General features: G+C 44.4%; 26 protein-coding genes. All 26 read left to right on the plus strand.

Going from position 1 to position 26161, the window contains the following annotated elements; translation table 11 throughout:
• The first annotated feature begins 204 nt into the window (after positions 1–204).
• The 26 genes from GXO76_14495 to GXO76_14620 all read left to right on the plus strand — a co-directional run bounded on the left by GXO76_14495 (position 205) and on the right by GXO76_14620 (position 26145).
• Entirely contained in the window at positions 205–624 is a 420-nt protein-coding gene (locus tag GXO76_14495; protein NOY79058.1) for a response regulator, read from the plus strand.
• A 137-nt stretch (positions 625–761) separates the two neighbouring features.
• A complete protein-coding gene (locus GXO76_14500) occupies positions 762–1082 on the plus strand; it encodes an STAS domain-containing protein (GenBank protein NOY79059.1) in 321 nt (106 codons plus the stop codon).
• A gap of 11 nt (positions 1083–1093) precedes the next feature.
• The gene (locus tag GXO76_14505) at positions 1094–1519 is read left to right on the plus strand and encodes an ATP-binding protein (protein NOY79060.1); all 426 of its coding nucleotides are present in this window, start codon (positions 1094–1096) and stop codon (positions 1517–1519) included.
• A 9-nt stretch (positions 1520–1528) separates the two neighbouring features.
• Positions 1529–3133 carry a SpoIIE family protein phosphatase gene (locus tag GXO76_14510; GenBank protein ID NOY79061.1) on the plus strand — a complete coding sequence of 535 codons (1605 nt, stop codon included), beginning with the start codon at positions 1529–1531 and terminating at the stop codon, positions 3131–3133.
• 11 nt (positions 3134–3144) lie between these two features.
• Positions 3145–3669 (plus strand): hypothetical protein, encoded by a 525-nt coding sequence (locus GXO76_14515; GenBank protein NOY79062.1) that lies wholly within the window; start codon positions 3145–3147, stop codon positions 3667–3669.
• A 126-nt stretch (positions 3670–3795) separates the two neighbouring features.
• Entirely contained in the window at positions 3796–5133 is a 1338-nt protein-coding gene (locus GXO76_14520) for a methyl-accepting chemotaxis protein (protein ID NOY79063.1), read from the plus strand.
• Positions 5114–7270: a methyl-accepting chemotaxis protein gene (locus tag GXO76_14525; GenBank protein ID NOY79064.1), complete on the plus strand. Its 2157-nt coding sequence runs from the start codon at positions 5114–5116 to the stop codon at positions 7268–7270. Before GXO76_14520 ends, GXO76_14525 begins: the two co-directional genes overlap by 20 nt.
• Positions 7267–9558, plus strand: coding sequence for a hybrid sensor histidine kinase/response regulator (locus tag GXO76_14530; protein NOY79065.1), 2292 nt, complete (start codon positions 7267–7269; stop codon positions 9556–9558). Before GXO76_14525 ends, GXO76_14530 begins: the two co-directional genes overlap by 4 nt.
• Before the next feature lie 2 nt (positions 9559–9560).
• Positions 9561–10202, plus strand: a complete 642-nt coding sequence (locus GXO76_14535) for a chemotaxis protein CheB (GenBank protein NOY79066.1) — start codon at positions 9561–9563, stop codon at positions 10200–10202.
• Between the two features lie 13 nt (positions 10203–10215).
• Positions 10216–11730, plus strand: coding sequence for a hypothetical protein (locus GXO76_14540; GenBank protein NOY79067.1), 1515 nt, complete (start codon positions 10216–10218; stop codon positions 11728–11730).
• A gap of 2 nt (positions 11731–11732) precedes the next feature.
• The gene (locus GXO76_14545) at positions 11733–12119 is read left to right on the plus strand and encodes a response regulator (protein ID NOY79068.1); all 387 of its coding nucleotides are present in this window, start codon (positions 11733–11735) and stop codon (positions 12117–12119) included.
• A gap of 2 nt (positions 12120–12121) precedes the next feature.
• Positions 12122–12976 (plus strand): HDOD domain-containing protein, encoded by an 855-nt coding sequence (locus tag GXO76_14550; GenBank protein ID NOY79069.1) that lies wholly within the window; start codon positions 12122–12124, stop codon positions 12974–12976.
• A 64-nt stretch (positions 12977–13040) separates the two neighbouring features.
• The gene (locus GXO76_14555; protein NOY79070.1) at positions 13041–14717 is read left to right on the plus strand and encodes a PAS domain-containing protein; all 1677 of its coding nucleotides are present in this window, start codon (positions 13041–13043) and stop codon (positions 14715–14717) included.
• Positions 14710–15168 carry a hypothetical protein gene (locus tag GXO76_14560; GenBank protein NOY79071.1) on the plus strand — a complete coding sequence of 153 codons (459 nt, stop codon included), beginning with the start codon at positions 14710–14712 and terminating at the stop codon, positions 15166–15168. The genes GXO76_14555 and GXO76_14560 overlap by 8 nt, the downstream gene beginning before the upstream one ends.
• A gap of 208 nt (positions 15169–15376) precedes the next feature.
• Entirely contained in the window at positions 15377–17074 is a 1698-nt protein-coding gene (cpaF, locus tag GXO76_14565; protein NOY79072.1) for a Flp pilus assembly complex ATPase component, read from the plus strand.
• Positions 17075–17156: 82 nt separating this feature from the next.
• Positions 17157–18368, plus strand: coding sequence for a type II secretion system F family protein (locus GXO76_14570; GenBank protein ID NOY79073.1), 1212 nt, complete (start codon positions 17157–17159; stop codon positions 18366–18368).
• A 90-nt stretch (positions 18369–18458) separates the two neighbouring features.
• Positions 18459–18989 carry a prepilin-type N-terminal cleavage/methylation domain-containing protein gene (locus GXO76_14575; protein ID NOY79074.1) on the plus strand — a complete coding sequence of 177 codons (531 nt, stop codon included), beginning with the start codon at positions 18459–18461 and terminating at the stop codon, positions 18987–18989.
• 72 nt (positions 18990–19061) lie between these two features.
• The gene (locus GXO76_14580; protein NOY79075.1) at positions 19062–19436 is read left to right on the plus strand and encodes a type II secretion system protein; all 375 of its coding nucleotides are present in this window, start codon (positions 19062–19064) and stop codon (positions 19434–19436) included.
• Positions 19415–19936: a prepilin-type N-terminal cleavage/methylation domain-containing protein gene (locus GXO76_14585; GenBank protein ID NOY79076.1), complete on the plus strand. Its 522-nt coding sequence runs from the start codon at positions 19415–19417 to the stop codon at positions 19934–19936. The genes GXO76_14580 and GXO76_14585 overlap by 22 nt, the downstream gene beginning before the upstream one ends.
• A gap of 23 nt (positions 19937–19959) precedes the next feature.
• Entirely contained in the window at positions 19960–20367 is a 408-nt protein-coding gene (locus GXO76_14590; GenBank protein ID NOY79077.1) for a hypothetical protein, read from the plus strand.
• Positions 20368–20415: 48 nt separating this feature from the next.
• The gene (gene pilM / locus GXO76_14595; protein ID NOY79078.1) at positions 20416–22083 is read left to right on the plus strand and encodes a type IV pilus assembly protein PilM; all 1668 of its coding nucleotides are present in this window, start codon (positions 20416–20418) and stop codon (positions 22081–22083) included.
• A complete protein-coding gene (locus GXO76_14600; GenBank protein ID NOY79079.1) occupies positions 22073–22630 on the plus strand; it encodes a hypothetical protein in 558 nt (185 codons plus the stop codon). The genes pilM and GXO76_14600 overlap by 11 nt, the downstream gene beginning before the upstream one ends.
• A gap of 15 nt (positions 22631–22645) precedes the next feature.
• On the plus strand, positions 22646–23116 hold the full coding sequence (locus tag GXO76_14605) for a hypothetical protein (protein NOY79080.1): 471 nt from the start codon (positions 22646–22648) through the stop codon (positions 23114–23116).
• A 13-nt stretch (positions 23117–23129) separates the two neighbouring features.
• A complete protein-coding gene (locus GXO76_14610) occupies positions 23130–24473 on the plus strand; it encodes a hypothetical protein (GenBank protein NOY79081.1) in 1344 nt (447 codons plus the stop codon).
• 14 nt (positions 24474–24487) lie between these two features.
• The gene (locus tag GXO76_14615) at positions 24488–25690 is read left to right on the plus strand and encodes a PAS domain-containing protein (protein NOY79082.1); all 1203 of its coding nucleotides are present in this window, start codon (positions 24488–24490) and stop codon (positions 25688–25690) included.
• Complete coding sequence (locus tag GXO76_14620) at positions 25687–26145, plus strand: response regulator (protein NOY79083.1); 459 nt, start codon at positions 25687–25689, stop codon at positions 26143–26145. The genes GXO76_14615 and GXO76_14620 overlap by 4 nt, the downstream gene beginning before the upstream one ends.
• The last annotated feature ends 16 nt before the right edge of the window (positions 26146–26161 follow it).

Consider the following 26161-nt stretch of genomic DNA (forward strand, 5'->3'; position numbering starts at 1 on the left):
TTTGTCACATACAAAACATTTTTGTAATCTTTTGAAAATTGTCTAACTCCTTAATAATCAACCGACTTATTTTTTCTGCTCGACTGGCCGAAATTATTAAATGGAACACTATTTGTGGTACAACAGGCAAAGGAGTAATTTTTGTCATCCCAAAAATAGGCCGCGCAGGGAATAATGGCGAAAGAATTAAACGCGAGGATTATAATGACTCACTATCGGCCAGTGGTTGCTATTGTTGGCAATCAAAAAGAAGAAGTGGAAAAAATCTATTCTTTATTGGGTGCTCCCAGATATCGGGTTTGGAAGCTGACGTCGGGGGAGGAATTGCTGAGTTTGGTCAGGAATGAACGTGTGGATGTGGTGATTATGGATTATTTTTTACAGGATATGAAGGTCCCCCTGTCCATTGAAAAAATTAAGGGTATTGACCGAAATATCCGAATAATTATAATGATAGAAAAGCCTTCCGAATACCTGGAACGGTCGGCCAGGATGCAGGGGATTTCATTTTTTGCAATTAAACCGAATGATCTGAAATATATTCGCGATGCTGTTCGGACAGCCATTTTGAGTCGTCAGAGGCAAAATTATTTAATTCGTAAAAATGAACCACAAGTTGCCTGATTCACTGCAGACGGAGGTAATGGGACATATCAGAGGTTTTTTGAACACGTCCGGCATGTGTATTAATTGGAAGATGTCGGTAAACAGGATTCCAACTGCGGAAATGAAACACGAATAAAATAGAAGGAATGCTCTCAATGGAACTTTCCACTGAAAAGCAGGGAGTTTACACAGCGGTCAACATTGATGATACCCGAATTGATGTGCAAAATGCAACCCAGATCAGGACTTACCTGCTGAACCTAATTGCCGAGGGAAATCAGAACATTGTTGTCGATCTAAAACATGTCACATTTATTGATAGTTCAGGGCTGGGTGCTTTGGTTTATGCCCTTCGGGAAGCGAAAATGAACGGCGGGGATGTCAAAATTTCCAATCTGAAGTCTCAGGTCCAATCCATATTTAAGGTTACCCGGTTAAACAAGATTTTCAATATCATTGACTTGCCTGAAGATTGAATGTGTTGCCAATGGAAAAATTCAAGATAGATGTATCTTTTTCGGGGAAACGGGAAAATATTCGAATAGTCAGTATTGGAGTGCACGATTTACTCCAACAACTCTTGCCGAATCAGGAAAAATTTGTCCAGGATATGGAGCTGTGCCTGACCGAAGGCCTGTCGAATGTCCTGTTTCATGCCCATCAAAATGATTCAAGAAAAAAGATACGCTTTCAAATTATTATTGAGAATGAATGCGTAACGATCCGGATTTTCGATTCTGGCCCTGGTTTTTTATTTGATCCCAAAACCGTGCAGCTCCCAGGGAGTGGTCAAAGCGGAGGGCGGGGACTCTTTATTATTTCACGGCTAATGGATGAGGTTGAGTATAAAATGAACCGGAAGATAAATTATTTGCAGATTACCAAACGCCTCAATAAGTGGAAGGAAGAATAGAGAGAAAATATGGCTCTGGATATCAAAATGGTTTTTGATGAGATTTTTCAACACAGGGAAACGGTTCGAGTGTTGAATTCGGTTTGTCGAATGAACCGCCTGTCTGCAAAAATTCTGAATACCCATGGTTCGGTTTTGTGGACCTTCCCCGAAAATGTGTCCGATGGTGATCCCGCCACATACCCGGTTACCTATCAGGATATCCTGCTTGGCGAATTACAGTTGCAACCCCAGACTGGAAAAACAAAACGAAAATCCTTATTGGATAAGGCGGCCGAAGCACTGCACCAAATTCTTCAATTGTGCATGGCCAATGAGTATGAGCTTGAAAATTTATCAGAAGAAATTCTGGATAAGTATGAAGAAATCAATCTCCTGTTTGAAATGAGTGAATCGCTGGGGGCCATCTTCGAGCTTCAATTGATTTATGAAATTCTCCTGGATAAAATTGTTCAGGCACTGGATGTCAAAAAGGCCAGTATTCTCAGCTATGATGAAACCAATGATCGGCTTGTGCTGGAAGCTTCCCGCGGGCTGCCGAATGAAATTATTAAAATTGTTGTGCCGATTGAAGGAACCGTCAGCGGGTATGTGCTCAGGAGAGGGGCTCCGCTTCTTGTTGAGGATATTGGTCATTTGCCGCAAGAGATCCATCCGAATGTAGAGGGGAGATATTCCAGCTTCGGATTTATTTCCGTTCCTATGCTGTGTTCGCCCGTAAAGGTAAGGGATAAACGAATAGGGGTTATCAATGTAACGGATCGACGGGATGGCCGCCCGTTCTCCACGAATGATTTAATGCTTTTAAACAGTATTTCCTCCATTGCCGCAATATCCATTTATAATGCCCATCTTATTGAGGAACTAAAAGATACCGAGCGCGTTCACCGGGAACTGGAAATCGCCGAAACCATCCAGATGAGTTTGTTGCCGTCACAGCCGCCATCCGTTGCCGGACTGGATATTTACGGGGATTGTAAAACGGCCAAAAATGTGGGGGGGGATTATTTTGATTATTTCAAGAATGAACAGGGCTGTGTAGACATGATTATTGCCGATGTCTCCGGGCACAGCATCGGATCGGCTCTGATGATGGCCATTTCCAGAAGCGTGATGCGATCGGTTATTCAACAGGAACATTCAGTGGCCGACATTTTGAAGCAAACCAACCACCTTCTTTTCCCGGATTTGGATCGTGCGGGCCTGTTTATTTCCTTGTTTTTGGGGCGGTACAATCCGCAAACCCGCTGGTTTAGTTATGGAAATGCCGGACATCCTCCCCTGTTGGTTTACAAAGCGGCCACCAAAGAGGTTATTGAGTTGGATGCCGAGGGAATGATCATCGGCATTCTGGATCAAATGGATTTTGAAGAAAAGAACATACGTTTGGATGTGGGAGATATCATCGTTTTTTATACAGACGGAATTATGGAAGCGGTCAATCCGTACAAGGAGCAATTTGGCCTGGATCGTCTTGCAGAAATTATCAAGATCTTCCACGATGAATCAGCCAGAGATATCGTCCATAATCTTTATAATCAACTGGATATCTTTGTAAATCGAAAAGAACAGGAAGATGATGTGACCGTTATCGTTGCCAAAGTGACCGAATGAGAGAGGAGAAAATGCTCAGCAACCGATCAGACGCCATACTTGAACAGATTTCCCGGACAAACAAGTCCGATTCCAAGGCATTGAGTCAGCCGAAAGATGCCTATATTGCGTTTCGCATTTTCAATGAATACTTTGCGCTCCCCATCCAGAATGTGCGCTATTCCATGCCCATTGGAAAAATCACCCCCGTTCCGGATGTTCCGCGATTTTTGCTGGGCATTACAAACGTTATGGGCGAGATTATTTCGGTGGTAGACATATTCGACTTTATTTTTCAAAAGCCCCTTCCACTGGATCAGCAAAAGTGTTTTTTATTGCTGATTAAATGGAAAGACATTGATACAAGTTTTGTGGTGTCCGATCTCATGGATATGCTTTTGTTCGAAAAGTCTGAAATTCAATCCGATCTGCTTCCGCTGAGTAAGGAAAAAAGACGCTATTTTGTTGGGGGGGCATTTTGGGAGGGAAAAATTATTGGCGTTTTGAATCTTGAAAATATTTTGGCATCAGAAAGAATGCGGTTTGGTGAAGATTAGATGGCGGACTATTTATTCCCCGGCATCTGCCGGTATCCGGGAAAGGGAGGAACACCCGTTACCCGTTTGGGTGAGGTTTGGACCGTTTGAGTTGGCTGCAAGTCATCAATAAGTGTGGAGTTTAACATGAGAAAGAGATCGTTTAAACAGGAAATGGGGATGCTCCTGGGGATGAATCTGATCGGCTTTTTTGTTTTGGCCATTATTTACTGGACGGGTTATTACTATCTGTTCAACCACAGCCATGAAGTAGCCAAGATTGGCTGGTTCTTGTTCCTGATGTTCATTTATATGGGATTTCAATATGCCCTCTTTCGAAAATATGTTGACCGAATTTTAATCCCTTTGCAGGATTTTTATCAGGTGCTCAGCAACATCCAAAAGGGAAACTATGATCTGATGCTTCAGGAATCAGATATCATTGAAATTAACGAATTGGCACAACTCATTAATGGAATGATTGCCTATTTCAATAATTTCATTAAGAATTTGCAGCGAATGGCCGTAGGGGACCTGGATATTCAATTTCAGGAAAATGGTGCTCTCAATCATTCGCTTGAGGCGGTGGTTGTAAATTACAAGGAGCTGTTGAATGGAATAAAAACTGCGATTCAGCAAATGAACGAGGCGGCAGAAGAGACCTCTTCGGCCACACAGCAATTGTCCAGCGGCATTAATGAACAGGCAAGTAGTGCCAATGAGATGGATGCCTCTGTGGAGGAAATGTCGCAAACCGCTCAAAGCATTGCCAGTACCGCCGAGAAGCTTAAAGAATCGACCGATCAGGTTTATGGCCTGGTCGAAATAGGGCGGGCCATGCTGGAAAGTCACCGGAAAGAAATGGAACAGACAAAAGAAATTGCCAAAGAAAATCAAAAAACGGTGGCCGCCCTGATTGAAAATATCCGGAAAATCGAAGGGATTTTTCATCGGATTACGGATATTGCCACGGAAACCAAAATGCTGTCACTGAATGCGTCTATTGAGGCTATCAAAGCGGGCGAAGAGGGTAAGGGATTCTCCGCCGTGGCGATTGAAATTCGAAAATTGGCGGAAAATATTCTGCATTTTACAAATGAGGTTCATTCGGTTGTAACCATGACAAATAATTCCGTCAATGAAGTCAAAATAACATCGGGTAAAACGGAAAGCGAAATTGATCATATTTATCAGCAATCTATTGAGCTGGATGATCGGTTCGGAAAAATTGACGAGGAAACCAGTGAAATTGTGAAAGTGTCTCAATTCTTGTCGGAGGCGTCCAGTCAACAAAAAATTGCCACGCTGGAAATGACAAAAGCAATTCAGGAGGCGTCGGTCACACTAAAGGAATCGGCAAAAAGCGCTACAAGTATTGCAAATTCGATGCGACAGTTGCGGGATTTTATTGACCACTATACGGAAGAAGTGAATTCATATTTTATTAACAAAGGAAATGTGCACCATGAAATTATCCAAAATTAGCATTTATTTGTTAATTGAAATTGTTGCCGCCTATCTGGTCATTATTGTTGGGTTTGGCATTTCGCTTTTTTTGAGTAATTTGGCTTTCAGTCCCGAGCAGGTGGCTTTTTTTAAACGGCTGTATATGGACTTGGGGGGAATCGCCTTTTTACTGACGGTGGCGGTTCCGGTCTATTTTATGGAATCCATTTTGAGGGAACTTCATCGATTAAAACACAAAGAAGGCACGGCCCTGGAAGAAAAATGGATCAAACGCATTACCCGCGGGCACTATTTTATGGGATTTTTTGAATTCTTACTCCATTTTTCGGCCTATCTGATCGGCATTCTCTTTATGAAAATGGGACCGGGAATCAGCCAAATTCAAGTGTACCAGGCGGTTAGTGCTTCACTGGCCATCAGCATTACGTTTGCAATAATTATTACGCTGCTTTCAAAACGGGCCATTACCGCCGGCATTGCGTCCTCGAATTCTTTAACCAATCTTTTGGATGTGAGAGAAAGTATTTTCAAGAAACTGCTGACGCTCAATTCGGGATTCTTTTTGATTGTCGTTTTTGTGCTCGGTTTTATCAATCTGTCCAGCAATTTTAAAATTCTGAAAAAGAATCAAATGGACGAAATCCTAATGACTGATCACAACCTGAGCGCCTTTTTCGACACACTCGATCTCGAAAATTTGTCCGATTTGTCGCGTGCCAAAACATATCTTACCCGGTTTTTTCGCTCCCAGTTCAAGGAATTTCTTTTGGTGGGGCCGTCCGGAAAGGTTCTGGGTTCCAGTCAGGATACGAATCCTTTGAAAGAAATTCCTTTTTCCGAATTGCAGAAGAAATCCTTTCTCAATTATAAAAGTACCGGGCTTTCCTATTATCCCGATTATCCCAACAGCAAAATCTACCTTTGGAAGCCGGTGGATGGCGGAAGCGTATTTTTTGTTTCCGTTATTCACGAAGATATTATCGGTTCTCTTCTCATTTCGAATTTTCTTCATCAAGCCTGGATTTACATCGGAATTATTTTGTTAGGCCTTCTTCTGCTAAGCTACATGGCGTATGACCTCATTCAGCCTATTCGAAATATTATTAATAAGGCAACAAGGATTTCTGAAGGGGATTTGACCCAGCCCGTGCCGATCGAAACCTGGGATGAATTACTCCTGCTGGCCCGTGCGTTTGAAAACATTCGTGTGAGTTTCCAAAAGATCACCAGTCGGATTCGGGGCTCGGCCGAAAAAATGCAGGATATTTCCGATTCGATCGCAGAAGCGACCAATCAGGAGGCTTCTGCCGTTGTGGAATATGCCTCTTCCGTCAACGAGGTACTGGCCACATTGGAGGAATTGGCCCAAACCAGCAAGAAGGTTTCAGACAGCGCAGCTGGTGTTTCCGGTTTAACGGAAAAGAACCTGCAAAAGGTTGAAGACAGTAACCAGATCATTCAGGAATATTTTCAGCAATCTCAGCAAATTGAAGATCAATTTGAAAAAAATGTCCGACAGATGAAGGAGCTGAACAAAAAGATTCAGGACATCTCCCGCATATTGGAATTAATCGAAAATATTTCGGGAGAAACAAAAATCCTTTCCATTAATGCCTCAATCGAGTCCGCCAGAAGCGGTGACAATGGCAGAGGATTTGGTGTAGTGGCTTCTGAGATTCGAAAACTTACGGATCGGGTGGTCAACTCCACATCAACCATTCGGCAGTATATTCGTGAGGTACAAAATTTATCGGACGAAACAATGTCCATTACACAAAAAACCTGGGAGGGATTGCAAAAACAACTGGGATCCATTGAAATTATCCGCGATTCGTTTGATGAAATTCTTCAACACACGGAAAATGTTTCGGAGGTCGCCAATCATATCTCGGAAAGCATTCAACAGCAGTCGATCGCAACACATCAGGTCAGAAATACCATGGAGGAAATTTCACAGGTGATACGGGATTCTTCGGAAATGATTCAGCGAACGAAAAATCAGGTACAGGATTTCAACATCCTTTCAACGGAATTTCTTAACCTGGTTGCGGTTTTTAAATTTAACCAGGAGGACCCCTCCCGTTCACGTCAACAAGAGTCCAGACCAACCCCGCAGATTCCAGAAACCCTTTTGGATGAGGTGTATAACTCATGATTTTCAGACTGGATAGCAACGAATTCGACTGGTCAGAATTGCTGCCGAGTTTTATTGAATCGGCAGAAGAAAACTTATCCTTTCTCGCCGAAGACCTGATGAATCTGGATGAGGACAATAAAAACTCTGACCTGTTTGAAGATATTTACCGCCGCGCCCACAATTTGAAAGGCTCTGCCTACACAATCGGATTCAAAGACCTGGGAGATCTGGCGCACAGCATGGAAAATATACTAAAAGCCTATTTTCAGGGGGAACGAACGCCGTCTTCACAGGACATTGACCTGCTTATGAGGGGGCTGGATAAATTAAAAGAGATGCTCGATGAGCTGAAGAAAAAGGGTTGGGTGGATGACCACAAGGAAGAAATTTTGGAATTGGAAAGCCAATTTGATGCCTGCCTGCAATCTGCAGGGAACGAGAACTCTGAAAGGAATACGGCAAAATCGTCCCCCGCAGGTGCTTCGGGCGTATCCAAAAAATCGAAAAATGGAACAGCTTCATCCATTCATCAACCGGAGATTTTGTTTGATTCTGTACGGGTCAAAACGGTCTATCTGGAAAAAATCATGAATTTGCTGGGCGAACTGGTCATCTTAAAAAATTCCCGATCGGATGATACCAAACACCTGGCAAACAGCAAGAAGATAATGAGGGATTTTTTTGCCGAATTTTTGCATTTTCAGGAAAAACACAATCCTGTGCAGGAGTCCGGGGCCTGTTTGGGGGACAAAAGACAGATGCAAATTCTTGCCAAAAAAGGCAGTGACGTTCTGAAAACAATGGATACCCTCTTTGAGAGGATTGTAGAAAATTTCGATCGCTTCAGCAATTTGCTGGACCAGCTTCAGAACAATGTGGTCAATATTCGAATGGTCCCCTTTTCCATTATTTTTCGGGGATTTCAACGAACGATTCGTGATTTGGCCAAAGAATTTGGCAAAGAGATTCATTACGTGCAGGAAGGCGGAGAAACGCAGATTGACCGGGGGATTTTGGAGGGGTTGGTTGATCCTATGGTCCATCTTATCCGCAATTCTATTGACCATGGTATTGAAACCGTGGACGAACGGAAGCGGGCCGGAAAACCCGAAAAAGGGATTATTCGCATTGCGGCCACCCAGGAAAACGGACAAATCAGGGTTGTGATAGAGGATGACGGCCGCGGAATAGATAGTGAGCGAATCAAAGAAACGGCTTTGGCGAAAGGCCTGCTCACGCAGGAGCAGCTGGAGGCGATGACAGAAAAAGAAGCGCTGGATTTGATTTTTGAGTCGGGTTTTAGCACAAAGAAGGTGGCCAACCAGATTTCGGGGCGAGGAATCGGGATGAGTGTGGTTAAACAGAACATCTCGAAATTGAACGGAGATATTACCATTGAAACGGCCCCCGGCAAAGGAACAAAATTTATTTTGAGTCTGCCCCTTACCCTACTGATTTCACGAGCCTTGCTGGTCAAAGTAAAGGAACACGTCTATGTGCTCCCAACATCTTTTGTCAAAAAGATTTTGACCTTTCAGCATTCCGACCTCATGTACTTTTCCAGTTATCCGGTGATTCTGATAGGAAAAGAGGCCATTCCGCTGGCATCCATTTATGAAATTCTGAATAATCAGAAGAATGGTTATTTTGATAAGCTTAATGCCCGTTATGAAGGGATTTTGGTCCAGGCAAATAATCAAAAGCTCATTCTCTGTGTGGATCAAATCCTGGAAGAACAGGGAATTGTGGCGAAATCTTTGGGAACACATATTAAACACATTCCGAAAATTTCGGGTTCAACCGTCCTTGCCGACGGCAGCCTGGGGCTTATTCTGGATATTCCCGCCATTTTAAGAGCGCTGAAAGAGGATTTTCTTGAGTCCGGGTTGTCCGGAACGTTGATTCAGAAGAATCTTGAAGAAGAGAATCACCGCGCCGGGGGAAATCATATTCTTCTGGTGGAGGATGAACTGGCCACACAGCAACTGGAGAAATCCATTCTGGAAAGTGCGGGTTTTCATGTGGAGGTTGCCAATAATGGATTAGAAGCCCTGAGAAGACTTGAATCGAGTCCTGTGGATTTGGTGATTACGGACATTAATATGCCGGAAATGGACGGGCTTAATCTGACGAAGAGCATTCGAAGCAAGGATCAGTTTTCCCACCTGCCTGTTATTGTGGTGTCATCAATGGATAACCCGGAGGACAGGCAAAAGGGAATTTCGGTTGGAGCGGATGCCTATATTTCGAAGAATCGATTTAGCAGGGGTGAATTGGTCGATGTTGTCAAATCATTTATGGAGTGACCATGTCACGTTTATTGGACCAAAAGTTTCAGGAGATGGATGCGGCAATTGAAAAACTAAATTCGGTTGTCAATTCATATTGTCTCATTGCCATTGGTTCCTCAACGGGGGGGCCAAAGGCGTTACGAACAATTTTTGAAAAATTGCCATCCAATTTTCCCGTCCCGATTATTGTGGCACAGCACATGTCGCGCGGATTCATGAAGAATCTTGTTGAGCATATCAACAAAATTTGCTCCTTGCGCGCATGTCTGGCGGAAACCGGAATGAAACTGGAAGCAGGTGCGATCTATTTTTCTCCTGACGACCAGCATGTGCGTGTAACCCGGAAAATGACTCTTGAACTGGTTCAGTTTGCGAATGGGAAATTATATGTTCCTTCGGTGGATGTGTTGTTTGAATCGGTGGCCGAATCTCTGGGAAAACGCGCCATCGGGATTATTTTAACGGGAATGGGAAATGACGGGGCCGCCGGTTTGCGCAAAATGGCCGATGTAGGGGCATTTACCATTGCCGAAAGTGAAGAAACATCTGTTGTTTTCGGAATGCCAAAGGTTGCCATTGAAAAAGGCGCAGCCCGCGAAGTTTTACCGATTTATGAAATTGCCAATCGAATTATTGAACTGACAGGACTTTCAAATTAGTGTGGTTAGAGGAATGAACTCATCTGAATACGCAGTTTATAAACGGAAAATTTCAGACTTTATTCAGGAACACTATGCCATTCGAACGACGGATATGAATTTGCACTCGCTGGACTATTTTATTTTGACGCGCCTGAAGGTGCTGGGAAAACCCATCTCAGAGTACTACGATTATCTTCTTCAAAATTATCATGAAAACGGAGAAGAAATCAGACTCTTTTTGGATGAAATAACCGTACAGGAAACCTATTTTTTCCGGGATCAAGGTCAATTTCAGGCACTTATCGAATATGTTTTGCCCGCACTGATTGAGCAAAAGCGGAACAGGGACGAATCGCTTCGGATCTGGAGCGCCGGTTGTTCCACCGGCGAAGAGCCGTATACGATTGCCATTATTTTAAACGAATATTTTCAAAATATTTTGGATTGGAATATTCTTATCCGAGCCACCGATGTGAATATGGTGGCGCTTCAGAAAGCCAAAAAAGGAGTGTACCGAAAACACTCGTTTCGGGGCGTTTCGGAATCCATCAAATCCAAATATTTTTTTTCCGAAGGGAATTCCTATTTTTTAAAAGAATCCATTAAAACGATGGTCAGTTTTGATTATTTTAATCTGGCCTCCGATACCTTTTTGCCCGTGGGCAGGGGGAATACATGGGATATTATTTTCTGCCGAAATGTTTTGATTTATTTCCATAAGGAACGAATTAGGAGCCTGTTGAAACGGTTCCACAGAGCGCTTCATGAAAAGGGATTTTTATTTCTCGGGTTTTCAGAGAATATCTTTTCCTATTCAAGGGATTTTGAGTCCGTTCATTATGAAAATAGTTTTTTTTACAAAAAGAAATTTCCGGGCAAAAAACCGGTTCGCGAGCCGAACCTTCGAAAATCATACCCGGAACGCGCAAAGGGGCGGGCAACGGGACATGAAGGAGGCCGGCTTACCCATCGGGAATCCCGGAAGGGCAAAAAAACATTTGATGAGCAATTGGAAGTTATTAAGGGCCTCTTTTCCCTGGAAAAATACGAACAGGCACACCGGATGATGAGTGAAATTCGGATTGTTCCTCCGGAAAAGGAAATAGAATATCTGTTTTTAAAGGCCCGTATTTCGTCCAATTTGTCGAAATTGGACGAAGCCAATCATGCCATTAACCTTATTCTTTCGAAAAATGCGCTTGACAAAGAGGCCTATTTTCTAAAAGCCCTGATCCTTTTCCGGTCGAATAATGTGAACGGGTCGATTGAAAATTTCAAAAAGGTGTTATATGTTGATCCCGATTATGTGTTGGCACGGCTCTATCTGGGAGATTTATACCGCATGAAAGACCGGTTCAAACTGGCTCAACGGGAATATCAAAATGCACTCATTACACTGGAAAAAAATCTACAGATCGATTTGGGGCCTTTTGCTGCGGGTTTTTCCTCGGAAATATTGGCTCAAACCTTTATCAACAAAATCAAAAGTCTCGAAAAATCACATGAAACATATGGAAACAGGCGGATGGCCGTTTCCGGGAGGTAAAAATGACAAAAGGCAAAATTCTGGTGGTAGACGATGAGCCCTTTATCAGGCGTTCTCTTGAATTTGTTCTAAAAAAGCAGGGATACGAGGTGCATACCGCAACCAACGGAGAAGAAGCCCTTGAATTCCTGAACCGTGCCAATGGGGGCAAACCCGACCTGATGTTTTTGGATGTTATGATGCCCAAAGTGAATGGTTTCCAGGTGGTTGAGACGGTAAAAAATACCCCCGATTTAAGCAATATTTATGTGATTTTATTAACGGCAAAAGGGCAGGAAGCCGATCGGCAAAAGGGCTTTGAACTGGGTGCCGATGATTTTATGATTAAGCCCTTTAGTCCGTCACGTTTGCTGGAAAAAGTAGCCACCATTTTATCGGAAGAAGGATAGCAATGGACGCCGCTCTGCAACGTATTGTAACTGAGATAAATAATCTTCCGACATTGCCTCAGGTGGTGGAGTCCGTCATGAGTATGGTCGAAGATCCCACGACAACGGCAACACAATTGGCGGCGATCATTTCAAAGGATCAGGCGCTGATGTCGAAGGTGCTGAAAGTGGTGAATTCGGCCTACTACGGAATGCCGCGCAAAATTACCACCCTTAATCAGGCTACCGTCATTCTTGGATTTAATACGATTAAAAATCTGGTCTTAAGCGCTTCAATTTTTGGTGCATTTGACGATCATTATTCGAATCGGCGCTTCAGCCGAATCAAATTCTGGGAGCATTCCATTGGAACAGCCGTGGGTGCCCGGGTCCTTTCGAGACGTATCGGATTGGGAAATCCGGAGGAATTGTTTGTGGCCGGGCTGGTACACGACATCGGAAAAGTTGTTATTGACGAATATCTTCATGACGATTTTCTCAAAATACTGGATATTGTTGAGACACGGCCTGTCCGCATTCTGGATGCCGAGAAGGAAGTTCTTAGTTTTGGGCATCCAATCCTTGGAGAATGGGTCGCCACCAAGTGGAATCTGCCTCAAAATTTGGTAACGGTTATTGCTTATCATCACACACCGAGCCTTGCCCATGATTATAAAAAGATGGTCTCCGTTGTTCATCTGGCGGACGCCATTTCCCGGATCGAAGGGATTGGCTATGGCGGCGATTTACAGACACCGGTTATTGACCCCCAAAGTTGGGAAACGCTCCAAATCCCTGCTGAGGAATTGGGAGAATTAATTCTTAAAATTAAAGAAGAGTTCAAAAAGGCCACTGTTTTTTTGGCCATGGCAAATTAATTCCTGCGGAAAGATTCTCGATAAGGAACAAAATGGCAGGCGTACAGAAATCCAGCAGAGGCCAATGACTACAGATAAAATGAACATGCCCGTAATTGACCATTTGGACCCAATAGCAGAAATGGCCAGACCCGAATCTGAGGCAGAAGCCTTAAAGGCGGCCTATGAGGATTACAAGCGTCTGTACGGCCTGTCAACGGTTTTTTATGAATCTCATCAGATTTCTGTCGTTCTGGACCGGGTATTGGAGGCCTTTGGCGAGATTGTGCGTTTTTCGGGAGCCGCTCTTTTTCTCATGGATCCGGCTACAAAGGAAGTTCAGCTCTCCGAGAGCAGGGATCTTTCTCCTGCGGCTATCCGAAAATTGGAAAATTTCAAGGCGGAAGGTTTTCTGAAATGGGCGCTTAAAAATGACCGAATTTTTCTCTTGCCAGACAAGGCTATGGCGTCGAAAGCAGCGACCCTTTTTATTCCTCTTGTTGTCAATTCCCTTCCTCTTGGAATTTTGTTGATTTTTGTTGAGTCGGGCGGGGAAGAAATCTCCGCCAAATTAATGGACCAGTTTACTCTGCTGGCCACACAAGGCGCCATGGCCATTGCAAATGCCAAACTTTACAGAGATTTGCAGCGAAAAAACCGCACGGTTTCCGAAATCAGAAATTTTCTCACCGGCATCTTAAGCAATATGGCTGACCCGCTCATTGTTTTCAATGAGCGTCAGGAAATCAGGGTTTTTAACCCCGCAGCCGAGGCCCTCTTTCAGTTGCCGTTAAACCGGGTAATTCACAAGAGATACGAAAATGTTCTGCCGCGAGCCCTTACCACACTATTTAACAAGGCCTTTCAGTTGGCTCAGCAAGGCGAGAGTTTCCAGGAAGATGATATTCCTTATTTAAATAACGGCCATTTGATTCCACTGGGTATTCGGGCCTCATCCATTAAATCCCCATCGGGTGCATTTGGAGGCGTAATCATTTCGGTTCGGGATTTATCGGAAGCCAGAGAATTGGTGAATCTGCGAAGAATCGATCAATTGAAGGATGAATTCATGTCGTCAATTTCCCACGAATTGCGCACGCCGTTAACGGCCATTCAATCCTTCACCGAAATTCTCCTGGATTATAATGAGGACGATCCCGAAACCCGGCAGGAGTTTTTGCAGGTGATTCAGAGCCAATCCCATCGATTGTTAACGATTATCGATAACATTCTAATGGTTGCGGAAATCAATCGCGAGGGTCTCTCTGTTTCAATCTCTCAATTTTCTTTGCCGGAATTGATACAGGAAATCATCCGTCTCTTTCAGGAAAGAGTGCAAGAAAAATCCATAGAATTAAAGATTCTCATTCAGGAGGGACTTTCGGAGATCACGACGGACATCCGGTATATTAGGCAGGCGCTTGTAAATATTATGGATAATGCAATCAAATTCTCTCCGAAGGGGGGTACCATCAAAATCGGGGCAACGGAAACGCCTGCCAACACGGTACAAATTTCCGTGAGCGATTCCGGTGTGGGGATTCCCCCTGATAGCACACAGATAATTTTTGAACGGTTTAAACAGTTGGGAAATACGCTAACGGACAAACCCGACGGAACCGGATTGGGGCTCTATATTGCCAAAAAGTTGATTGAGAAAATAGGCGGGAGAATATGGGTGGAAAGTGAAAAGGGATCCGGAGCCACGTTTTTTATTGTGTTGCCCCTTGTGAGAATACAGAAAGGTGCGCGAAATGCCTGATACAGATGTAAACACATTGGATATTCTTTTGTTTACGTCGGGAAATTTTTGGTGGGGCGTGGATGTTTATTTTGTCCAGTTTGTGAAATGGGGAATTCGGGGGAAAGATCTGAAACCCCTGAAACCCACACAAGCGGCAAGTATCCTGGGAATTCCGCCGGCGCTTGGTTTGGAAGACCAGGGTCAGTTTTTTCCGGCTATTTTTTTAGCCGGAGCTTCGGAGGATTTTGATTTAAAATCCTTTCAGGGAACGGCCATCTTTTTGGGACATCACCGGAAAAATTTTGTTGTACTGGCCGATGAAATTGTTGGAACCGAAACCCTGAAAGTTCCCGGTCACATTCGGTCACTGCCTGAACATCTCAAGCCTGTATTTTCCGGAAAAAATATCTGGGCTGTGGCCGACATTCGGGGGAATTTGGTTTATTTATTTGAGCCGCCGACGGATTAGCCCGGCCGTTTTTCAGCCCCGGTTTTAGGGCCGGGGATAGCCTGCACAAAAAACAGGGGTCCGGCAGACAAATTCTTCCGGCCTGATAGAAAGAAGGAGCTCCAGTATTTTTGGAGATCGGTGGGTGATGCAGCCTGCAGATGGCATTGCCTCGTGCAGTGTCTGCCATTTTTGACAAAAACAGGACTTGAAACGCGCGATTGGTATTATGGAATACACACAGAATAATAATTACCGCAACAAGCGTCTGGGTGAAATTCTTGTTGAAAAGGGTTTGATTTCTCCTGAAGATTTGGAAAAGGCGTTCCGGATGCAGAAAAAAACAGGAGAACGCCTGGGGAAAATTTTGGTTGATCAGGGTTTTTTAAGCGAAGAAGATTTATTAAAGGCGCTGAGTCTGAAACTCAATATCCCCACGGCAAAAATCGATTCGTATGCCATCGATCCCTCCGTGGTTGAAATTATCACCCGCGATATTGCCGAAAAACACAAAATAATTCCCCTGTTCAAGGTGAATGATACACTCACAGTTGCCATGGCCGATCCCCTGGATGTTTACGTGGTCGATTATTTGCGCCATAAAACAGGACTGAACATTCAGACCGTTCTGGCATCCGAGTCCGATATCCAAAAGGCCATTGAAAAATACTATCGTGTACAGAATTCGCTGGATAAAGTCATTCACGACATTCAAATGGACGACACCCTGCTCGAAGAGCCCGCCGCGGAAATGTTTGAGGACTCTTCAGAAGAAGGGTCCTCCATCGTCAAAGTCGTAAACCTGATTCTCACTCAAGCCATTCGCGATCGGGCCAGCGATATTCATATTGAGCCGGATGAAAAAATTATGCGGATTCGCAACCGTATTGACGGGATTTTGCACCAGGCATTTACCCTGCCGTTCAAGTTTCATGCCATGGTGGTCTCACGAATTAAAATAATGTCGAACCTGGATGTGTCGGAGAGGCGACTTCCACAGGATGGGCGCTTTCAATATAAGGCGGGCGAAAAAATTGTAGATTTGCGGGTTTCTGTTTTGCCAACGGTGCGGGGTGAAAAGGTCGTGATGCGAATTCTGGATAAATCCGGATTTATTCTGGATCTTTCCCGAATGGGGTTTTCCCCGGAGGTATCGAAAAAATGGGATTACTTAATCCATCGGCCCCAGGGGCTTATTCTGATTACCGGTCCCACCGGAAGCGGAAAAACGTCGACTCTGTACGCGTCACTCAATGAAATTAACACCCCCGACAAAAATATCATTACGGTTGAAAATCCTGTGGAATATAATTTCCCGCTGATTAACCAGGTTCAGGTGAATCCCAAAGCCGGGCTGACATTTGCGGCCGGGCTTCGTTCGATTCTCCGCCAGGACCCGGATGTCATTATGGTTGGAGAAATTCGGGATCCGGAGTCGGCGGAAATTGCGCTGAGGGCGGCACTTACCGGCCATCTTGTGCTGAGTACGCTTCACACAAATGATGCGCCAAGCGCCGTGACGCGGCTGGTTGATATGGGCCTGGAACCTTTTCTGGTGGCTTCTTCCCTTTTGGGCGTGCTGGCACAGCGTCTTGCTCGGCGGTTGTGTGATGTTTGCAAAACGGAAGTCATATTGTCTCCGGAAAAAATAAGAAGCCTGGGATTGGGAGAAGATTATCTGACCAAAACATTTTATAAGGCTGAAGGTTGCAGAGAATGCCATCGTTCCGGATACAAGGGGCGGGTAGGCATTCATGAATTGCTTCTTGTGGATGATGAACTCCAACGCCTCATCCTGAAAAATGCTACGGATCATCAAATTCGTGAGGTCGCCATCAAACGGGGTATGCGTCCTTTGCGCTTGGACGGCCTCCGAAAAGCCGCAGAGGGATTAACATCGGTTGAAGAGATCCTTCGGGTAACATAATTCCTGTGGAAATACCTTTTTGCGGAAACGATACCTCACGGGTCAATTTTGAACGGGATTCCAATCAAAAAGTGAAGTCAGAATGGAAAAATACAAATTTCGCGCGCGTGATTTAACCGGAAATGTTCACAAAGGGATCATTTCTGCCGAATCTCTGGATGATGCCGTTCATTCTTTGCGAGAAAAGAACTACTATCCTGTCGTTTTAACCCGGCAACGCGGAAACCGGCTGGACAAACTCTCGGCTGGCAGTGCCGTGCGGATTTCCTCCAAAGAATTGATGTTGTTTTGCACGCAATTGGCAACCCTTCTCGGAGCGGGGGTATCGCTGGCATCGGCATTATCCACGGTGACAAAACAAATCAAAAATCTTCCCTTTCAAAAAATTGTATCCCATCTGGAAAATGATGTCACTCAGGGGCACTCCTTTTCTGCCGCGTTGTCAAAATATCCCAAAATATTTCCGCCCCTGCTGGTGAATATGATCAAAGCGGGCGAGGAAAGCGGCCAACTGGATAAAGTACTTGAGAATTACGCCCATTTTCAGGAAAGAAAGGAAGCCGTTAAATCGGAAATCAAAAATGCCATGATGTACCCCATTTTTTTGGTCATTTTGTCGGTTGGAATTATGGCGTTTTTGTTGATCTATATTCTTCCCAAGTTTGTTTCGGTTTTAAAAGAATCTCATGCGCAACTTCCGGTAACCACCCGAATCATGATCGGAAGCAGCGAATTTCTTCAGCATTATTATGCCCATATCTTCTTTGGGGCTATAGTTTTTCTTCTGGTTGGCCGACAAATAATAAAAACCCGCTCCGGCAGAAAGATGTGGGATTACCTGAAGCTGCATCTTCCCATTATGGGGAGTTTGGTGTACAAAATGGCTCTGGTGCGTTTTTGCAACGTATTTGGAGTGCTGATTCGCAGCGGGGTTCCCATTCTTCGATCTCTTGGCATGGCCCAAAATGTGGTGAATAATGTGATCTTTGAAAATGTGCTTCGTCAAATCAATTCAAATTTGACAATGGGCAAAAATCTGGGGGATGAAGTCGTCCGAACGCGCTTTTTTCCGCCCATGTTTGTTCAAATGGTAATTGTGGGAGAAAAGACCGGCCGCCTGGATCAAATGATGATGAAGATAGCCGATTATTACAACAAGGAAGCCAATCATACACTTAAGCGCCTGGTTGCCGCGCTGGAACCCACGATGCTGGTGGTCATGGCTTTATTGGTCGGCTTTATTGCATTGTCTCTTGTTTCCGCATTAATGAGCGTGCTTAATACAATTAAATAGAAAAACAGGCCTGTAACACAAGATGTCGGGGGACAGGAAGAATAGATAGATCATCGCAAAACACGAACAAGAAAAAGGAGGACTGTCAACATGTTTCGAAAAGTTCAAACTGAAAAGGGTTTTTCCCTGGCTGAACTGCTCATCGTGATTGCCATTATCGGCATTCTGGCCGGAATTGTTATCATGAATATGAACGGCTCGGAGAAAAGCGCGAAAGCAGCCAAACTTCGGGGAAATCTGGTAACCCTGAGAGAAGCGGTTTTGGCTTACAAAATGGATCATGGACATTACCCGTGTGTAAGTTCCGATTACAACCACAGTGGGAATGAAACCGTTTTTAAGGAACAATTGACCTGGTTTACGGACAAGAGCGGCAGACCCTCAAAAACCCGAACAGCCACCTATGCTTACGGACCCTATTTGCAATCGTTTCCGGATGAACCCATTACCGGTTCCACGAAAGTGGTTATTGATCGGACCCATGAACGCATTCTGGACGATCTCAAGAATTATGTGTACAATTCGAGCAGTGCCACGGGGGGCTGGTACTATGAAGCAAAAACCGGACAGGTTGTGGCGAACCTGAATAAGAACTTTGGCAAAGAATATGCCTTTTATTAATGGGTTAAGGGGGAAAGAACAGAGATGCGCTTTCCCCTTTTTTCTCTATCGGATTCAAGGTTCATACGTGCAATGAAAAACGATGAAGCAGGCTTTTCGCTGACGGAAATGGTTGTGTCGATTGCTCTGCTGGGGATCATTTCCACATCATTGCTTATGGCTTTGCAGATCCTGTCAGCCCGAACAATTGACCTCCAGAAGCGAACGCAGGCGTTGATGTTGGTACAATCGGGTTTGGAAAAGGTTGTATTTGAAAACAATCGAAATGGTTTTGACTGGCTTCAAGCCAGGAATTTCCCCGATGAACAGGATGCGGAGGGTCTAAAGGGTTTTGTTCGCAGCACCTCATTCAAAAAACTCTCTTCCACTCTTAAGGAGGTTGTTGTTCGTGTTTCCTGGAAAGGAGGCCGGAAAGTTACGGCGCTATGGGTAAGAAAAACAAAATGATTCTCCGACAAAAATGGGAAAGTGCGGAACGTGGTTTTACGCTTATTGAGCTTTTGCTGGTTGCTTCTCTTTCCGGTATTTTGTTTGGAATTATTTTTCAGCTTATCCACGTGAGTGAAATCGGGTTTAACCGTGGCTGGCATAAATCCGATTTCTACCGAAGTGCCCAGAGAGCCCTTTTGCTTATTTCTTCTGAAGCAAGGGGCGCAAATGAGCTTGCCGTTATCAATCCCGAAACGCTTCAACTCACAACAAATAAAGAAACCATCCGATATAAAATTCAGACGGATTCAGAATCGCAATGGATTGTACGGCAGCTCTACCAACCTGTTCAGAAGGAATGGATCAACGATCCCACAGAACCAATCGCCGCTGTTCAAATGAATTCTTCCATTGGAAACTTGCAATTCATACTTACAAGAATCGCGTCCGGTTACTATCAAATTACTCTGAAGAACAACACGGATCAATTGTTTGTTTCATGCTTTTTGCGAAAATAAGGGCGTATGATATCAGACAGCCAATGAAACGGGTTTATTCAAATGAAAATGGGGGACTGTTGATTGTTCTGCTGCTGCTGTTTGTGCTGCTGATGGGAATCATCATCGCCCTAACCGGGTTTTTATGGGCACAACATGAGGCGCTGCAGAATTCGGAAACCGCGACAAAGGCATTTTATTTTGCACAATCGGGACTGGCAGATTGCCTGGCCAACCCAACCATTCATGCGATTGATACGACCAATGTTGGCGAAGGGCAATTTGTTGTGACAGTGCAGTCCCTTGGCAGCGGTGGAAAATATTGGATTCGTTCGACAGGGATGTACAGGCAAAAAAAACGAACCCTTTCGGTTTTGATTGTGAAGCGAAAAAAATCGGGTATTAAAATCCTCGATTGGCAGGATTCTTACATTAAACAAGTGATTGACTGAATGATGGGCAGACGTTTACATTTTACATCCAGGACAACCGTTTTCGGAATGGATTGGGGACATCACTCTGTAAAAGTGGTCGGTCTGCAAAAGAAAGGCGGCACATTCAGGTTAACCCACTGTGCTGTTTTTACCGTGCCCTCCGATAAAGAGAGTGTTTCTGTTGAGGAAAAGATTGCTCAAAAAATAGATGCCTGGCATGGAAGGGACGCGGCTATCGTTGTTGGTGTGGGTGGAAACGATGTGATTGCCCGCTATATAAAATTGCCGGATATGCCTGAAGGAGAGTTTCGAAAAGCAGCGCTCTGGGAGGTCCGCGATCAATTATATTTTGGGGTGGAAGACGCAATATTGTGGGCGGATTACCTGGGGAAGATTACGGAAGGAGCGGTGAAAAAAACACACGGTGTGGTTTATGCCGTTCGAAAAAGCGCGGTCTTCGACAGACTGCGGAACCACCAAAAATCCACCTTACAGCCCCGGATGATTGTTCTCTCGGCGGAAGCCGATCGTCTGGCCTGGCACCGTCATACAAAAGAGCCCGTTCTGCTCCTGAATATCGGATATTCACGGACCCAAATTTCAATTGTCCGGCAGAGGAAGGTTGTTTTTCTTCGGGATGTTAATTTTGGCACCGGGCAAATTCAGACTGAGATTTCCTCAAATCTGGGAATTTCTGACCGCGAAGCGGAATCGGTTATGAAGCGGATTCGTTTGGAAAACGGTGTAATCACGCTTCCCGGCTCATCATATTCCAAGCAGGATATGGAATTTCTATTTCATTTTATTGAGATAGCCCTTGAACCTCTGGTCGATGAAATTCAATTATCGCTGCAATTTTTTTCAAGCCAGCTTCACGAGAGTGTAATAGAGATCAGTTTGCTGGGTGGAGGAGCGCTGATAAGCGGCTTTAAGCCGTATCTGGAAGACAAAATTGGTTTGCCGGTTGATATTAATAATCCGTTTCAATCCATTGAAATAGATGAAAATGATTTTGACAGAGAGTCGCTTTATAAAATAGCATCCCTTTTTTCCACAGCCGTTGGTTTGGCCAAGAGCCGGTTTGCGTCAAATAAACAGTCTCTCAACCTGTTGGAAATTATTAAAGAAAAGGAAAAAACCGAGAGAAAAAAGGGTGCCGCTTTCCGAATCGCATCGTTGTCTGCAGTCCTTTTTATATTGATTCTTGGATTTTTCTTTTCTCAAAAAACAACAGCCCTGCAGAACAAAAAGATTGTTCTGGATGCAAAATACAAAGCAATTCAAAATCGTTTGAAATTATTGAAAGAGCTGGAGGAAAAAACCGGATTACTGAGCTCAAAGTTCAAAACATTACTGGAGATTAAGGGAGAGCAGCCGCGCTGGTCCATTATTCTGAAATCTCTGGGACGCACGCTTCCGGAAGGCACGTGGATTACGGATTTTAAGGGGGCACGTGCAGAGCAAACAGACACTGCGGGAGGCGATCCGGATAGTCCCGAAGAAGAAACGGATGCGGCCTATTGGCAATTGAGCCTCAAGGGGAGATCCTTTTCAGGGGCAAACGTGCGGATTTTTTACAATCAATTGCAGAACATGCCCTATTTTTCGGATGTCATCATTACCCGCATCGCCCGTGCGGAAAACGAGCAGGCCGATAATCTCCTTGAATTTGAGATCAACTGTCAAATGGCAAAGAATTTTAGTCAGACCGTACAGGCAAGAGATGAACATTAAAGAAAAGAAAATTTCTCCCAAGGGCCGACTCCTTATTCTGCCTGCAGCAGCCACAGGTATCAGCCTGCTGCTGATTATTTTTTTCCTGTGGCCAAAAGTGAGAGAATACCATCGCGTGAGAGCTGATTATGAGCACGAACGTTCCATTGTAGAAGGGATTTCGGGTCGCTGGGCCGAGATATCGCGGAAGGAAAACGACTACCGCGAAATCTACCGCAATTTGCAAGAGATTTCCAGGCGTGTTGGAAAATCCTGGACAAAAATCGATTATATGAAAATCTTTATTGATCGCTCGCATTCAAGCCGGGTAAAGATTATCTCATTTTCACAGAGTCGGGAGAAAACAACAGACACAAGGCGGGAAATTACCTTTTGGCTTACGATGCGCGGACGGTATAAAGCCATCGGGAATTATCTGAAATATCTGGAATCAACGTATCCTATTGTTGATATTCAATCGCTTTCTATTCGGCCTCAATCGACACGGTCGAAAAGAAATGTCCCATTAAATATTCGGATATCCGGGAAAATTATTTTTCTCATTTAAGGCAGTAAAATAACAATGACGCATAAAAAATTGGCGGTCTACAGTTTTATTTTGGCGGTTCTTTTTTTGATGCTGACGTTTAGCGTCGTAAAAAGAAATGCCCGATTTTCGGCCGAAAACACATCTGAAACGTTTTCCACAGAGCCAGGCGATTTTTTTTTCACATCACCTGATACAAACTTTTCGGAGATTCAGATTGAAAAAATAACGCCAATTTTTGCAGGAGTTTCTCCGGATTTTGATCAGGAGTGGGGGCGGAATCCTTTTCAGCCCTTTTTCTACAGCCGCCCAATACATAAAAAACGCCTTCGACAGCGCGCTCTGCAATTGGAAGGGATTATTCAAAAGGGCGGCCTCAGAAAAGTGATCATTAATGGAAAGATACTGACTATCGGCGACAAAATAGAAAATTATCGGGTCAAGTTGATTCTTGAGAATATGGTTGCGTTGACAAATGGGAATAGGGAAATCTATTTGAAGTTTTGACAGGATGGAACACATGAAAAAATTAATTCCGATTGCGTGGCTGGGTCTCTTGCTGGTCGGATGTGCCGGAACAGCGCCGAAAACCTATCATTTTCCGGATGCTCCCTGGCTGGTTCAACCAAGCGATCTGGCAAAAAATGAACCTCGGGTCCCTCAAAGGATCGATCCTTTCTCTGGCGAACGCCTTTCGTTCACATTCAAAGACGCACCCATTCAGCAGGTTTTGTTAGCCGTGACACAGGAGTTTGGTGCAACCCTGATCAGCAGTTCCTCGCTCACCGGAAATGTGACCGTTTCATTACGAAATGCGTCACTTCCCGAAGCGCTCAATCGGATTTTGGCCGGTTCCCCCTATGGATACATTATCGACGGTACGTTGGTTCGTGTCTTAAAGGGAACAGATCAAATCACCCAAATACTTCGTCTCCACTATGCCCGGGCGACTGATATTGTTGATAATCTAAAGGGCATGTCGGAGAAAGCAGCCATTTTGGCGGACAAACGCACCAACAGCATTATTGTTCGAGATACCTGGAACAGGGTGAAAGAGTTGGAAGCGGTCATCAAAAAGATGGATGTGCCCGTACCGCAGGTCTTAATCGAAGCTGAAATGATAGAGATTAATGCGGACGACAAGAGGAACCTGGGTCTTCAATTGTCTGCCGCCTGGGAAAAAGCCGGCCAGACGTTGCAGGCCGCCTCACCTTTCCAGGTCAATCCCTTATCTGTTCTGATGAGTTACGGGAATCTGAAGCGGGGGCAGGCTCAAGCACTGATTGAAGCGCTTGAAGACCGTACGCACGGTCAACTCCTTTCAAGTCCCCGCATTGTGGCATCCAACGGGCAAACGGCACACATCTTAATTGGGGAAAAAGTGCCTTACCAGCGCCAGACTTCTGAAACCGCTGCGGGAGGAATTATTGCCGACGTGGAATTTGTTGATGTTGGAATAAAATTAGAGGTAACGCCAACGGTCAATCTTGCCGATAATTCTATAGTGATTGATGTATCGCCGGAGGTGAGTGAGGTTATGGATCAGGCTGTGCAGGGGGTTCCAAGGATTTCCACCCAGGAGGCGCATACACGGGTTTCTGTAAAAGACGGGGAGACCGTGGTAATTGGCGGGTTGATGCGGGATAACAAGCGAAAAACGGGGAAATCGATTCCGATTTTAGGGCGTATTTTCTTGTTGAAGTATCTGTTCTCGCACACAGAAAAGCATGATGATCGAAGAGAATTAATTGTTTTTATTACACCGCACATTATCAATAAGGAACAGATTCTCCAAATGGGGCGGGTACAACAAAAGATCCACGAACACCTGAAACTTGGAAAAGATTGGAATCTCTTCAAATAGGTAAATAATAAAAGATGACGCTTTCACAATTGCAAAATTCTCTGGATGAAAATGAGTTAAAACGACGCTGGGAACTATCCCAAAAACAAATGCTTCTTTTTAGTCGCGATTTTGCCCGGATTTATCGGGCCGAAAAAGCCAAGCGGGAACTGCTGGAAGTTCTTCATAAAAAACTTCGGGCTATTGTTGATGCTATGTTCGACGGAATGGTTGCGACCAATGAAGAACGGATCGTCCTGGATGTGAATAAAACATTTGAACGAATGTTTCATATCAAACAGGAGGATATCCGTGGATATCCTTTGGGGGAAATTTTACCGTATCCCGAAATCATTCGAGCCATTGAGACCATGCAGGCATCGAATAAACATTTTCAATCCATGGAATTGCATTTCAGACGCGACCGGGAGCACTATTTTGAGATTAATATTTCTCGCATTCGGGGCGCCCGGGAAGAACCCATGGGGTATGTTCTTCTTTTTCAGGATGTGACCGACCGCATGCGCTTTGACCGCATTAAAAGCCGGTTTATTACATTTGCCTCCCATGAAATTCGTACGCCTCTGCATGGCTTGCTTGGATTTTTGAATTTAATTTATGAAAATCTTCAGGATCGGCTTCGCGATGAGGAAAAAAAACACTTTCAATTCCTTCTGGATTCCGGCGAGAATTTGCGCGAGGTTGTGGAAGAAATGCTCCAGATGTCCACCCTTCAAAAAGAGGACTCCAGGCTGCGGCGGAGCCATGTGTCTGTTCAGGATCTCATTCAGTCGGCCATTGAAAAAGTTTCCCTGGAGCAGGAGGCCATGGGAGTTACGGTGAAATTTAACCCGCCAGAGCAAGAGATGATCTTGTTTGTTGAGCCCGATTTGTTGTTGAAATCTTTCGAAAGTATCTTGAAAAATATCATTATTTATACCCTTCCTGAAGGGATTATTTTTATTCGTGTGGAAGAGGCGCAGGAACACTATAAAATTCTTTTTGTCTGTCCCGACATCACGCTGACTCGGGATGAGGTGGATATTATGGTAAACGATTTTTACAATATGGAGTCGCAGATTACAAAAGGGGTTGACGGATTGGAACTGGGATTTCCCCTGGCAAAAGACATTGTGGAATGGCATGGAGGACAATTGTGGGTTCCGGATAACGGCGATTTCTCAATCGTAATCACACTGCCGCGGTTCTTGTCTCAAGAAAAAGGACATCTTTCATGAACAAATGGGAAGAATTGAAACCATTCGTCAAGGAGTTGCGGTTTGACGATTGTTTTGTCGATTTTAGAATAGAAAATGCCATTACATCGCCTGCCCGCAAAATATTGATTGTGGATGATGAAAGGGAAATTCGCGAGCTGGTTCGTGAAACGGTCATGATTGACAATTTTGAAATTCTGGAAGCAGAAACCGGAGACGCAGCGTACGATATCATTTTAAAAGAGCACCCTGATCTGATTATTCTGGATGTAAAGATGCCCGGTACACTGGATGGACTTTCATTAACTCAAAAAATAAAGGGTGATCCCACTATGAGAGACATTCCCATCATTCTGCTCACGGCCGTCCCCGTGGATCTGGAACAAAACTCCCGGCTAAATCCAGATGCGATCTTCTATAAGCCATTCAGCCCGATAGATTTGCTGGATCGAATCTCAGATATATTCGGGGAATAGAATGGGTGGGACTGTC

The sequence above is a fragment of the Calditrichota bacterium genome (genome assembly GCA_013151735.1).
In the GTDB taxonomy this organism is placed as follows: Bacteria; Zhuqueibacterota; JdFR-76; order JdFR-76; family BMS3Abin05; genus BMS3Abin05.